Consider the following 13,353-nt stretch of genomic DNA (forward strand, 5'->3'; position numbering starts at 1 on the left):
TTTTTGTAGGCTGCGGTTATGGCTCGCAACGTGGTAATCAGCGGTGGCGGTACGGGAATCGGGCTCGCGGCGGCGCAGGTGTTCGCCGCGGAAGGGGACCAGGTGCTGCTGCTCGGGCGGCGCGCCGAGGTGCTGGAGAAGGCCGGGGTGCCCGGGGCGCTGACGTACGCCGCCGATCTCGCCGACGTCGACCAGGTGCGCGGTGTCGTCGGCTTCGTGGAGCGTGAGTTCGGGGCCGTGGACGTGCTGATCCACAGTGCCGGGGGCACCGGGCAGCTCGAACCGTCCGTCGACGTCTCCGACCCGCTCGACGCCGTCGCCCACAACTGGACCGTGAACTTCCGGCTCAATCTGCTGACCGCGGCGCTGCTCACCGAAGGTCTGAAGGACCGGCTCGCCTCACCGGGCGGCCGGGTGCTGTTCGTCAGCTCCATCGCCGCCTACCGGGGGTCCGGGAGCGGGGCGTACGGGGCGGCGAAGGCGGGGCTGCATCCGTACGCCCATGATCTGGCCCGGGAGTTGGGGCCGCGGGGGATCACGGCGAACGTGGTGGCGCCGGGGTATGTCGAGGACACGGAGTTCTTCGGCGAGGCGATCGACCCGGCCAGGCGCGAACGGCTCATCGGTGACACGTCGACGGGGCGGGCGGGGACGCCGGGGGATGTCGCCGCCACGTTGCACTGGCTGGCGTCGTCCGGGGCCGGGCATGTGACGTCGCAGATCGTGCAGGTCAATGGCGGGGCTGAGCGCGGGAGGTGACGGGGGGTCGGTGGCCGTCGACGGACCGTGGGCGGGTGCGGGTCCGTCGTGGCCGGTCGCGCCCGCGCGGCGGTGCCGCGTATTGATACGGCCCCGCGCCCCTGGGTGGGTGCGGCTGACACGGCGTGGTGCCGGGACGAGTCGGGAGGTGCGGGTCCGTCGTGGCTGGTCGCGCCTGCGCGGCGGTGCCGCATATCGACACAGCCCCGTGCCCCTTAGCGGGTGCGGCCGCGCGGAACCACGAAGGACCCTCCGCCGCGCGGCGCCACCACACACCGTTTGCCGCGCGGTGCCACCGCGGACTGTTTGCCGTGCGGTGCCACCACGGATCGTTTGCCGCGCGGTGCCACGACGGCCCTCTGCCGCGCTGTGACAGGGCGGGGGCGGGCCTTCTGCCGTGCGACGCCCCCCCCGGGCCGTCCGCCGTTGCGCGGCCCGCGTCTACGCCGTGTCAGCCGCGGCCCGTTCGAGGGGGCTCCTGGGATCCGCCGACGGTGACGCCGTCGGAGTCGTGGCCGTTGCGACGGTCGCCGTTCCGATGGAACCCCGGTGCCAGCGTGGCGTCCGCCGTGTTGACCCGGGGCAGGGCGTACGGGTGGTTGTCGGTGAGCCAGCGGAGCATCTGTTCGCGGACCGTGACCCGTACCGTCCAGATGTCGTCGGCGTCCTTGGCGGTCACCAGGGCACGCACCTGCATGGTGTTCGGAGTGGTGTCGGTGACGGCGAGGCCGTAGTCGCGGCCGTCCCAGGCGGGGCACTCGCGCAGGATGTCCCGCAGCCGCTCACGCATCAGCTCCACCGGGGCCGTGTGATCGACGTGCCAGTAGACGATGCCGGTCATCTGCGGGGTGCCGCGCGACCAGTTCTCGAACGGCTTCGAAGTGAAGTACGACACCGGCATGGTGAGCCGGCGCTCGTCCCAGGTCCGTACCGTCAGGAAGGTCAGCGTGATCTCCTCGACGGTGCCCCACTCGCCGTCCACCACCACGGTGTCGCCGATGCGCACCATGTCGCCGAAGGCGATCTGCAGCCCGGCGAACATGTTGCTGAGCGTCGACTGGGCGGCCACACCGGCGACGATGCCGAGGATTCCGGCCGAGGCCAGCAGCGAGGCACCGGCCGCGCGCATCGCCGGGAACGTCAGCAGCATCGCGGCCGCCGCCACCACTCCGACGACCGCGGCGACCACCCTCATGATCAGCGTGACCTGGGTGCGTACCCGCCGGACCCGGGCGGCGTCGTGGTGGGCGCGGGCATAGCGGGTGTACGTCGTCTCCACTATGGCGGCGGCGATCCGGATCACCAGCCAGGCGGTCGCCCCGATGAGGATCAGGGTCAGCGCCTGCCCGATGCCGGCGCTGTGCCGCTGCGCCAGCCGCGCCTCGTCGTACGCCCCTCTCAGCATCGCCGCGCACAGCACGAGCATGTAGGGGATGCGGCCTCGGCGCAGCAGACCCCACAGCGGGGTCTCGCTGTGGCGGTCGTCGGCCTTGCGCAGCAGTAGGTCGGTGGCCCAGCCGATCACGAGAGTGAGCAGCACCGAGCCGCCGACCACGATCAGTGGGCGGAGTACGTTCTCCATGACCCCGAACCTAACCAGCATGGGGGACGCATGAACATGTGACTTCCGCCGCGAAGTGGGTACGGCCGCCGTCGTGCCCGTGGATCGGCACTGTCGGTGCAGGCTGGCACCATGGCCTCATGAACATCATGCTCTTTCACTCGACCTACGGCCTCAGGCCCGCCGTCCGTCAGGCCGCCGAGCGGCTGCGGGAGGCCGGGCACGAGGTCTGGACGCCGGACCTCTTCGAGGGGCGCACGTTCGAGACGGTCGAGGAGGGCATGGCCTTCAACGAGGAGATCGGCAAGGACGAACTGCTCAAGCGGGCGGTCCTGGCCGCCGCGCCCTACTCCGAGCGCGGCCTCGTCTACGCGGGGTTCTCCCTCGGCGCCTCGATCGCGCAGACCCTCGCCCTCGGCGACGAGAAGGCCCGCGGCCTGCTGCTCCTGCACGGCACGTCCGACATCGCGCCGAACGCGACCGCCGACGAACTGCCGGTCCAGCTGCACGTGGCCGAACCCGACCCCTTCGAGACCGACGACTGGCTGAGCGCCTGGTATCTCCAGATGGGCCGCACCGGCGCCGACGTCGAGGTCTACCGGTACGCCGGGGCCGGCCACCTCTACACCGACCCCGGCCTGCCGGACTACGACGAGGAGGCCGCCGAGGCCACCTGGCGGGTGGCCCTCGGCTTCCTCGACAGCCTCTAGAGAGCCTCTGGAGCTGCTTTAGGCCGGCGTGTACGTCCGCTCGACCTTCTGCGTGCCGGTCCGCGTGCGGTACGAACGCGCCCAGGACGAGGTCGCGTTCGCCTTCGTCTTGTCGGACAGCACGTAGTAGTCCATCTGCGCCCGGTCGGCGGTGATGTCCAGGACGCCGTAGCCGTGGCGGTCGGTGTCGACCCAGTGGACGTGCCGGTTGGCGACCTGGATGACCGGGGCCGCGAGCGCGGTGACCGTGCCCTCGGGGACCTTCAGGATGTCGTCGAGGTTGTCCGAGCTCACCGAGGTGACGACGAACTCCGTGGCGGCCGAGGCCGACAGCGGGTAGGTACCGGCGTCCACCGGGACGTCGTTGGCCCACGCCATGTGGATGTCACCGGTCAGGAAGACGGTGTTGCGGATGGCGTTGGAGCGCAGGTGGGCGAGGAGTTCACGGCGGTCGTCCGTGTAGCCGTCCCACTGGTCGGTGTTGAGGGCTAGGCCCTCCTTCGGCAGGCCCAGCAGCTCGGCGAGCGGCCTGAGCAGGTCGGCGGAGAGCGAGCCGATCGCGAACGGCGAGATCATCACGGAGTTGCCGACCAGCCGCCAGGTGGTGTCACTCGCCTTCAGACCGGCCTTCAGCCAGTCCAGCTGGGCGCGGCCCGTGATCGTGCGGTCCGGGTCGTCGACCGAACCGTTGCCCACGGCGGCCTGCTGCGAGCGGAAGGACCGCAGGTCGAGCAGCGAGAGGTCGGCGAGCTTGCCGAAGCGCAGCCGGCGGTAGGTGGTGCCCGCGAGCGCGGGGCGGACCGGCATCCACTCGAAGTAGGCCTGCTTGGCGGCGGCCTGACGAGCCGACCAGGCGCCTTCCGCCCCCTCGGTGTGGTTCTCGGCGCCGCCCGACCAGGCGTCGTTGGCGAACTCGTGGTCGTCCCAGATCGCCACGACCGGGGCGACCGCGTGCAGGGCCTGGAGGTCCGGGTCGGTCTTGTACTTGCCGTGCCGGATCCGGTAGTCGGCGAGGGTGAGTATCTCGTGGGTCGGCGCGTGCTGCCGTACGACGGTGTCGCGGGTGCCGTACTCGCCGGTGCCGTACTCGTAGATGTAGTCGCCCAGATGCAGCCAGGCGTCCAGGTCGCCGCGGGCCGCGAGGTGGCGGTAGGACGAGAAGTAGCCGGCCTCCCAGTTGGCGCAGGAGACCACGCCGAAGCGGAGGTTGGTGACGGCCGCGTCCGCCGCCGGCGCGGTGCGGGTGCGCGCCGCCGGGGAGTCGGTGCCGCCCGCCGAGAAGCGGAACCAGTAGTCGGTCGCGGGGGCCAGGCCGCGCACGTCCGCCTTGACCGTGTGGTCGGAGGCGGCGGTCGCGGTGACGGAACCCCTGGCGACGACGGTCGTGAAGGCCTTGTCCCTGGCGACGACCCAGCCGACCTCGGTGTCCGGACCGAGCCCGGAACCGGGTACGGCCTCGGCGGTCGGGGTCACCCGGGTCCACAGCAGGATGCCGTCCGGGAGCGGGTCGCCGGAGGCCACACCGTGCAGGAAGGCGGGGGCCTCGACCGCGCCGGCCGGCCATGCGGCGGCGAGCGGGGCGGCCAGGACAGCAGTGGCCGCCGCGGCTTTGACGACCGTACGGCGGCGTGGGGACAGGGAGTTGCTGTCGGCTGATCTCTGTCTACTAGTCACGGCCGATCAGGTTACTGATCGGTATGAACGAGAGCGGGCGAACTCATGAAAGTTCGCCCGCTCTTTGCCTGAAGAGTGCGGGGATCAGCCCTTCAGGGCCGCTTCGAGTGCCGTGTTGAAGTCGGCGACCGTCATCGGCGCGCTCTTGCCGTCGGAACCGGTCAGCGTCTTGCCGTCCATCTTCAGGGTCGGGGTGCCGGTCACGCCGTCCTTGTTGAACTTCTCGGACATGACCAGGGCCCACTTGTCGTAGGTGCCGTTCTTCACGGCGTCCTGGAAGGTCTTGTTGTCCTTCAGCTCCGGGACGGTCTGCGCGATCTTGATGAGATAGGAGTCGTCCTTGAACTTGTCGGGGCCGCTCTCGTCGGGGTGCCACTTCGTGGAGTACATCGCGGTCTTGTACTTCAGGAACGCGTCGGTGCTGACGTTCAGCGCGGCGCCGAGGGCGCTGAGGCCGTTCTTGGAGCCCTCGCCGCCGAGGTTGCCGTCGAGGAAGGTGGCGCCGACGTACTGGAGCTTGAACTTGCCGTCCTCGACGTCCTTGTCGACGGTCGAGCCCACGGTCTGCTCGAACTGCGCGCACACGGGGCAGCGCGGGTCCTCGTACATGACCAGGGTCTTCTTGGCGGTGCTCTTGCCGATGACGACCGTCGTGCCGTTGGCGCCCGTGCTGTTGGCCGGCTTGACGAGCTTGTCGTCCTTGGCCGCCTCCCAGTAGCCGGGCTTGTTGCCCTGCACGACCGCGTAGCTGATGCCGCCGGCTATCGCCAGGACGCCGACTATGGAGCCGATGACGATGAGCTGACGCTTCATCTTGTCGCGCTTGGCCTGGCGCTCGCGCTCCTGCCGCAGCCGCTCGCGGGCGGCGGTCTTCGCGGCCTGGCTGTTCCGCTTGCTCATGGTGGTGTTCTCCATCGAGGGGACGCGCACACGTCGTGTGCGGGGATACGTAGGTCGGGACTGGTGGTGCGCGGACGCTGTGCGAGCGGGAGAGGCTCAGGCGACAGCGGGCGAGCACGGCGGTCCACGCCGTCCCAGGGAGTGCACGAGGAACTCGTCGAGCACGACGGCCTTACGGCGGCCGGGGCGCACCGGGCGGGCCGGTTCCGGCGCCGACCGCACGGTCAGCGCGGCGGCCGCGAGGAGCAGCGGCCGGAAGGTCGTGGCGGCCACGGCCCGCAGCAGCTGGGCCAGGGCCCGCTCGCCGCGGCGCAGCCAGGCGGCCGCGAGGAGGCCGACGCAGACGTGGGCGCCCAGCAGCAGCCAGGCGGTCTGCGGGTCTGCGTGAGCGAGCAGCCCGCCGAGCCGGCCGGGGTCGGTGCCGGTCATCCGGGCCAGCGGCGAGCCGACGCTGGTGCCGTCACCGCAGAACACGTCCCAGCCGACCGAGCGCAGCGGGCCCGCCACCGGGCCGCCCGCGGCGCCGTAGCAGACGTGCTGGCCGGTGGTGAAGACGGTGTCGGCGGCGAGCTCCAGCGGGATCAGCACGACGGCGATCCGCCCGAAGCCGCGCTCCCGGCCGGCCAGCGCGTAGGTGAGCGCGAACACGGCGACGGCGACCACCGCCACCGTGTTGAGCGGCAGGGGAGCCCGGGACAGCAGCACGTGCGACGCGGTGCTGAGCGTCACGACGAGAGCCGTGAACAGCGCCGCGCGGAGCGCTCGTAGCTGGGTCCCGGATATGTCCATAGCGTGGAGAGTGTGTCACGCGGGCCTGTAAGGGACCCCTAAAGAGTCCCTGTGAGCGGCCCTATCGTTATCGACAGCGGTACGGGGCCGGTCACAGGCCGGGGATGCGGCCGTTGCGGAACAGGTCCACGAAGGTCTGGTGGTCGGCACGCGCGCGGGCGCCGTAGCTGTGCGCGAAGTCGACCAGGAGGCCCGCGAAGCCGTCCTCGTCGGCCGCGATCGCCGCGTCGATGGCCCGCTCGGTGGAGAAGGGGACCAGGGACTCGCCCGAGGTGTCGTCCGCCGCCGCGTGCATGGTGGCCGTGGCCCGGCCGAGGTCGGCGACGACGCCCGCGATCTCCTCCGGGTCGTCGATGTCGCCCCAGTCCAGGTCCACGGCGTACGGCGAGATCTCGGCGACCAGCTGGCCCGCGCCGCCCAGCTCGGTCCAGCCCAGCCACGGGTCGGCGTGCTGCTGGAGGGCGCGCTGGGAGATCACCGTGCGGTGGCCCTCGTGCTGGAAGTAGTCGCGGATCGCCGGGTCGGTGATGTGGCGGGACACGGCCGGGGTCTGGGCCTGCTTGATGTAGATCACGACGTCGTTCTCCAGGGCGTCGGTGTGCCCTTCGAGCAGGATGTTGTACGACGGCAGCCCGGCCGATCCGATGCCGATGCCGCGGCGGCCGACGACGTCCTTGACGCGGTAGGAGTCCGGGCGGGCCAGGGAGGCCTCCGGGAGGGTCTCCAGATAGCCGTCGAAGGCCGCGAGCACCTTGTAGCGGGTGGCGGCGTCCAGCTCGATGGAGCCGCCGCCCGGCGCGAAGCGGCGCTCGAAGTCACGGATCTCCGTCATCGACTCCAGGAGGCCGAAGCGGGTCAGGGAGCGGGCGTCGCGCAGCGCGTCCAGGAGCGGGCCCTGGGCGGTGTCCAGGGTGAAGGGCGGCACCTCGTCGCTCTTGGCGCCGGTGGCCAGGGCGTGGATCCGCTCGCGGTACGCGCCCGCGTACACCTCCACCAGCTCGGTGATCTGCTCGTCGCCCAGCGCCTTGGCGTACCCGATCAGCGCGACGGAGGCGGCGAAGCGCTTGAGGTCCCAGGTGAACGGGCCGACATAGGCCTCGTCGAAGTCGTTGACGTTGAAGATCAGCCGGCCGTTGGCGTCCAGGTACGTGCCGAAGTTCTCCGCGTGCAGGTCGCCGTGGATCCACACGCGCGAGGTGCGCTCGTCCAGGTACGGGCCACCCCTCTTCTCGGCGTCCAGGTCGTGGTAGAAGAGGCACGCCGTACCCCGGTAGAACGCGAACGCCGAGGCCGCCATCTTCCGGAACTTCACGCGGAACGCGGCCGGATCGGCGGCCAGGAGCTCGCCGAAGGCGGTGTCGAAGACAGCGAGAATCTCCTCGCCGCGGTGCTCGTCGTTGAGCTGCGGTACCGACATCGCGGGGTGCCTCCAGGTACATGTGTACGACAGCGTTTCTGTCGTCTCTCCAACGGGCGGGTCCCGGCGAAAGTGCCCGCGACCCTCGTTGTGAAGGTACGCGGGGCGGCCCCCTGAGTGTCAGTGCCGAGGCATAGACTTCGACGCTGTCCCCCGCACTGTCCGCCCGCCTGTCGTCGAGTGTTTTCCATGGAGGCCACGCCGTGTCAAAGCCGCCGTTCACGCACCTGCACGTCCACACCCAGTACTCCCTGCTGGACGGTGCCGCGCGGCTCAAGGACATGTTCAACGCGTGCAACGAGATGGGCATGACCCACATCGCCATGTCCGACCACGGCAACCTGCACGGGGCGTACGACTTCTTCCACACCGCGAAGAAGGCCGGGGTCACCCCGATCATCGGGATCGAGGCGTATGTGGCGCCGGAGTCCCGGCGCAACAAGCGCAAGATCCAGTGGGGCCAGCCGCACCAGAAGCGGGACGACGTCTCCGGTTCCGGTGGCTACACCCACAAGACGATGTGGGCCGTGAACAAGACCGGCCTGCACAACCTCTTCAAGCTCTCCTCCGACGCGTACGCCGAGGGCTGGCTGCAGAAGTGGCCCCGGATGGACAAGGAGACGATCTCCCAGTGGTCCGAGGGGATCGTCGCCTCCACCGGCTGCCCCTCAGGTGAACTCCAGACCCGGCTGCGCCTCGGCCAGTACGACGAGGCCCTGAAGGCCGCCGCCGACTACCAGGACATCTTCGGCAAGGACCGGTACTTCCTGGAGCTGATGGACCACGGCATCGAGATCGAGCACCGGGTCCGCGACGGCCTCCTGGAGATCGGCAAGAAGCTCGGCATCCCCCCGCTGGTCACCAACGACTCGCACTACACGTACGCGCACGAGGCGACCGCCCACGACGCCCTGCTGTGCATCCAGACCGGCAAGAACCTCTCCGACCCCGACCGCTTCCGTTTCGACGGCACCGGCTACTACCTGAAGTCGACCGACGAGATGTACGCCGTCGACTCCTCGGACGCCTGGCAGGAGGGCTGCGCCAACACCCTCCTGATCGCCGAGATGGTCGACACCACCGGCATGTTCGAGGCCAAGAACCTCATGCCGAAGTTCGACATCCCCGAGGGCTACACCGAGGTCACCTGGTTCAAGGAGGAGGTGCGGCGCGGCATGGAGCGCCGCTTCCCGGGCGGCGTCCCCGACGATCGCCAGAAGCAGGCGGACTACGAGATGGACGTCATCATCCAGATGGGGTTCCCGGGCTACTTCCTCGTGGTCGCCGACTTCATCATGTGGGCCAAGAACAACGGCATCGCGGTCGGCCCCGGCCGAGGCTCCGCGGCCGGTTCGATCGTCGCCTACGCCATGGGCATCACCGACCTCGACCCGATCCCGCACGGCCTGATCTTCGAGCGGTTCCTCAACCCCGAGCGCGTCTCCATGCCCGATGTCGACATCGACTTCGACGAGCGTCGGCGCGTCGAGGTGATCCGGTACGTGACGGAGAAGTACGGCGCCGACAAGGTCGCCATGATCGGCACCTACGGCAAGATCAAGGCCAAGAACGCGATCAAGGACTCCGCGCGCGTGCTGGGTTACCCGTACGCGATGGGCGACCGCCTCACCAAGGCCATGCCCGCCGACGTCCTCGGCAAGGGCATCGACCTCGACGGCATCACCAACCCCTCGCACCCGCGCTACAGCGAGGCCGGCGAGATCAGGTCGATGTACGAGAACGAACCGGACGTGAAGAAGGTCATCGACACCGCCAAGGGCGTCGAGGGCCTGGTCCGGCAGATGGGTGTGCACGCGGCCGGCGTGATCATGTCCAGCGAGCCCATCGTCGACCACGCCCCGATCTGGGTACGGCACACCGACGGCGTGACGATCACGCAGTGGGACTACCCGCAGTGCGAGTCGCTCGGCCTGCTGAAGATGGACTTCCTGGGCCTGCGCAACCTCACGATCATGGACGACGCCATCAAGATGGTGAAGGCCAACAAGGGCATCGACCTGGAGATGCTCGCCCTCCCGCTGGACGACCCCAAGACCTTCGAACTGCTCTGCCGCGGTGACACCCTCGGTGTCTTCCAGTTCGACGGCGGCCCCATGCGCTCGCTGCTCCGCCAGATGCAGCCCGACAACTTCGAGGACATCTCCGCCGTCTCGGCCCTCTACCGGCCGGGCCCGATGGGCATGAACTCGCACATCAACTACGCGGAACGCAAGAACGGCCGCCAGGAGATCACGCCGATCCACAAGGAGCTGGAGGAGCCGCTCCAAGAGGTCCTCGCGGTCACCTACGGCCTGATCGTTTACCAGGAGCAGGTGCAGAAGGCCGCCCAGATCATCGCCGGGTACTCCCTCGGCGAGGCCGACATCCTCCGCCGCGTGATGGGCAAGAAGAAGCCCGACGAACTGGCGAAGAACTTCACCATCTTCCAGGCCGGCGCCCAGAAGAACGGCTACAGCGACGAGGCGATCCAGGCCCTGTGGGACGTACTGGTCCCCTTCGCCGGCTACGCCTTCAACAAGGCCCACTCCGCCGCGTACGGACTGGTCTCCTACTGGACCGCGTACCTCAAGGCCAACTACCCGGCCGAGTACATGGCCGCGCTGCTCACCTCCGTCAAGGACGACAAGGACAAGTCGGCGGTCTACCTCAACGAGTGCCGGCGCATGAAGATCAAGGTGCTCCCGCCGAACGTCAACGAGTCGGAGCACAACTTCGCCGCCCAGGGCGACGACGTCATCCTCTTCGGGCTCGAAGCCGTGCGCAACGTCGGTACCAACGTGGTCGAGTCGATCATCCGCAGCCGCAAGGCCAAGGGGAAGTACGCCTCCTTCCCCGACTACCTCGACAAGGTCGAGGCGGTCGCCTGCAACAAGCGCACCACGGAGTCGCTGATCAAGGCGGGCGCGTTCGACACCATGGGGCACACCCGCAAGGGCCTCACCGCGCACTTCGACTCGATGATCGACAACGTGGTCGCGGTCAAGCGCAAGGAGGCCGAGGGCCAGTTCGACCTCTTCGGCGGGATGGGCGAGGCGGACGCCAGTGAGCCCGGCTTCGGACTCGACGTGGAGTTCACCACCGACGAGTGGGACAAGACCTATCTGCTCGCCCAGGAGCGGGAGATGCTCGGTCTGTATGTCTCCGACCACCCGCTCTTCGGCCTGGAGCACGTGCTGTCCGACAAGGCCGACGCGGGCATCGCCCAACTCACCGGCGGTGAGCACGCCGACGGCGCGGTCGTCACCATCGGCGGCATCATCTCGGGCCTCCAGCGCAAGATGACCAAGCAGGGCAACGCCTGGGCGATCGCCACCGTCGAGGACCTCGCCGGCTCCATCGAGTGCATGTTCTTCCCGGCGACGTACCAGCTGGTGTCGACCCAACTCGTCGAGGACGCCGTGGTGTTCGTCAAGGGCCGCCTCGACAAGCGCGAGGACGTGCCCCGGCTGGTGGCGATGGAGCTCCAGGTCCCCGACCTGTCCAACGCCGGTACCAACGCGCCCGTGACCCTCACCATCCCGGCGCTGAAGGTCACCCCGCCGATGGTCAGCAGGCTCGGTGAGATCCTCAGCCATCACAAGGGGGAGAGCGAGGTCCGCATCAGGCTCCAGGGGCCCAGCAAGACCACGGTCCTCAGGCTGGACCGGCACCGGGTGAAGCCGGACCCGGCGCTCTTCGGCGACCTGAAGGTGCTGCTCGGACCGTCCTGCCTGGCGGGCTGAGCGAGCCGGGCGGCACCGGCCATGCAGAGGGGCGCACTCCTGACGGGGTGCGCCCCTCTGTGTGCTGGGTCTCAACAACCCTTTATGCAGATGTCAGTTGTGGCCGAAGCTTTTCTGCCGCCCCTTGCGGGCCACGTCGCCGGGGGTCACCTGCGGGGCATGCTGCTCGGTCGGCGTCTCCATCGAGGAGTGCTGGGGCTCCTGCCCGGCACGCTCGGTCTGCGACGGCTTTCGGTTCTGCTTCTTGTTCTTGGCCATGGTGTTGCCTCCTGTGGGGATCTAGGGGCCAGGGCCGGGACCAGATTCACATAGGCTGACAACAGGCGCATTTCGGATAATTACCGTCTGTGACAGGGGATGTCGCCGGGCAATGCCCCGAAACGCCACGCCGAAGATCGAGTTCCGGCCGTTAACCCTCGCGTGGTCGGGCAGACTCGAAGGAAGCCCGAAGCAAACCTCCCGGAAAGAGGGTGGATCGCGTGGACCGCTGCATCGTCCTGGTGGACGCCGGGTATCTGCTGGGGGCCGCCGCCAGTCTCCTTGCCGGGGAGCCCTCCCGTTCCCGTATCACCGTCGATCACGCCGCCCTCGTGCAGGGGCTGCGCGACCGGGCCGAGTCCGACACCGAACGGCCCCTGCTGCGCATCTACTGGTTCGACGGCGCCCCCGACCGCGTCCCGCAGCCCGAGCACCGCAGACTGCGGGTGATGCCCCGGGTCACCGTCCGGCTCGGCGCCCTGACCCGCAGCGACGGACGCTGGGCCCAGAAGGGCGTGGACGCCGCCATGCACGCCGAGCTCACCGAGCTGGCCCGCAACCGCGCCTGCTCCGACATCGTGCTCGTCACCGGCGACGGGGACCTGCTGCCGGGCATGATGGCAGCCAAGGAGCACGGGGTCGCCGTACACCTGTGGGCCGTGCAGGCCGCCGACGGGGACTACAACCAGTCGGAGGACCTGGTCGCCGAGGCGGACGAGCGGCGGGTGCTGGACCGCGCGTGGATCACCAAGGCCGTCCGCGCGAAGGAGCTCGGCGGGATCTGCGCGCCGCAGCCCGTGCCGCGGCCCGAGATCGCCGCGATCCTGTCGGCGCCGCTGCCCGAGTCCGCGCTCTCGCAGGCGCCCGAGCGGCCCGCGGAGGAGAGCGAGCACGCCCCGGCGGCCGCCTCGGAGAACGGCACGCAGGAGCGGGTGCCGGCGCCGAAGGGCGTACCGACGCCCAAGGACCTCGCCGCGCTGCGGGCCCACGGTGCCCAGCAGCCCGCCCAGCACCCCGCGAGCGCCACTCTGCGCTGGTCCTCCGACAAGGGCTGGGTCGACCGGCCCAGTGGTGCCGCCGAGCCGCCGGAGGTCGCCTCCATGCCGACGCTCGCGCAGCTGACCACGGCGGAGCAGCGGTGGGCCGACCGGGAGGAGGACATCACCACGGTCGGCGGCGACCCCTTCGAGGTGGGCCAGGTCTTCGCGCGGCGCTGGATGGAGCGGCTCGGTGACCAGGCGCATCTGCAGCGGCTGTCCGGGATGTACCCGCGGGTGCCGCACCGGATCGACGGGGAACTGCTCCGGTACGCGGCCCGGTTCGGGCTGCTCGCGCACAAGGACGACCAGATCGACGAGCACGACCGTTATGCGATCCGGGCCGGCTTCTGGCGGGAGATCGATGTGCGGACGGCCGCGGAGCACGCTCCCGCCGGGGAGTGAAACGGCACATACACCGCCCCAAGGGCGAGCAAAGCTCCCCGACCCCGTAGTCTCGTCCTTTGTGAGTACGCGCGCTGCACCGGCACTTCGACACCGTGGT

10 protein-coding genes are annotated in these 13,353 nt (G+C 69.6%); 4 read left to right on the plus strand and 6 right to left on the minus strand.

The window, feature by feature from the left end; translation table 11 throughout:
• The first annotated feature begins 18 nt into the window (after positions 1–18).
• Positions 19–759, plus strand: a complete 741-nt coding sequence (locus H293_RS0121575) for an SDR family NAD(P)-dependent oxidoreductase (RefSeq protein WP_020119921.1) — start codon at positions 19–21, stop codon at positions 757–759.
• Between the two features lie 451 nt (positions 760–1,210).
• Here H293_RS0121575 and H293_RS0121580 read toward each other — a convergent pair whose 3' ends face one another.
• The gene (locus H293_RS0121580) at positions 1,211–2,341 is read right to left on the minus strand and encodes a mechanosensitive ion channel family protein (protein ID WP_020119922.1); all 1,131 of its coding nucleotides are present in this window, start codon (positions 2,339–2,341) and stop codon (positions 1,211–1,213) included.
• Between the two features lie 119 nt (positions 2,342–2,460).
• Here H293_RS0121580 and H293_RS0121585 point away from each other — a divergent pair, with 119 nt between their 5' ends.
• On the plus strand, positions 2,461–3,030 hold the full coding sequence (locus tag H293_RS0121585) for a dienelactone hydrolase family protein (RefSeq protein WP_020119923.1): 570 nt from the start codon (positions 2,461–2,463) through the stop codon (positions 3,028–3,030).
• Positions 3,031–3,048: 18 nt separating this feature from the next.
• Here the strand turns inward: H293_RS0121585 and H293_RS0121590 are convergent, their stop codons facing one another.
• The 4 genes from H293_RS0121590 to H293_RS0121605 all read right to left on the minus strand — a co-directional run bounded on the left by H293_RS0121590 (position 3,049) and on the right by H293_RS0121605 (position 7,810).
• Entirely contained in the window at positions 3,049–4,704 is a 1,656-nt protein-coding gene (locus H293_RS0121590; RefSeq protein WP_028808072.1) for an alkaline phosphatase D family protein, read from the minus strand.
• A gap of 84 nt (positions 4,705–4,788) precedes the next feature.
• A complete protein-coding gene (locus H293_RS0121595; RefSeq protein WP_028808073.1) occupies positions 4,789–5,604 on the minus strand; it encodes a thioredoxin domain-containing protein in 816 nt (271 codons plus the stop codon).
• A 96-nt stretch (positions 5,605–5,700) separates the two neighbouring features.
• Positions 5,701–6,393, minus strand: a complete 693-nt coding sequence (locus H293_RS0121600) for a hypothetical protein (RefSeq protein WP_020119926.1) — start codon at positions 6,391–6,393, stop codon at positions 5,701–5,703.
• 91 nt (positions 6,394–6,484) lie between these two features.
• A complete protein-coding gene (locus tag H293_RS0121605; protein ID WP_020119927.1) occupies positions 6,485–7,810 on the minus strand; it encodes a DUF2252 domain-containing protein in 1,326 nt (441 codons plus the stop codon).
• Between the two features lie 203 nt (positions 7,811–8,013).
• Between H293_RS0121605 and dnaE the strand changes: the two genes are divergently transcribed.
• Positions 8,014–11,553, plus strand: a complete 3,540-nt coding sequence (dnaE, locus tag H293_RS0121610; protein WP_020119928.1) for a DNA polymerase III subunit alpha — start codon at positions 8,014–8,016, stop codon at positions 11,551–11,553.
• A 93-nt stretch (positions 11,554–11,646) separates the two neighbouring features.
• Here the strand turns inward: dnaE and H293_RS59235 are convergent, their stop codons facing one another.
• A complete protein-coding gene (locus H293_RS59235) occupies positions 11,647–11,811 on the minus strand; it encodes a hypothetical protein (RefSeq protein ID WP_020119929.1) in 165 nt (54 codons plus the stop codon).
• A gap of 221 nt (positions 11,812–12,032) precedes the next feature.
• Here H293_RS59235 and H293_RS0121620 point away from each other — a divergent pair, with 221 nt between their 5' ends.
• Positions 12,033–13,253 (plus strand): NYN domain-containing protein, encoded by a 1,221-nt coding sequence (locus H293_RS0121620; RefSeq protein ID WP_020119930.1) that lies wholly within the window; start codon positions 12,033–12,035, stop codon positions 13,251–13,253.
• Positions 13,254–13,353 lie beyond the last annotated feature (100 nt).

It is taken from the genome of Streptomyces canus 299MFChir4.1, from assembly GCF_000383615.1.
In the GTDB taxonomy this organism is placed as follows: Bacteria; Actinomycetota; Actinomycetes; order Streptomycetales; family Streptomycetaceae; genus Streptomyces; species Streptomyces canus_C.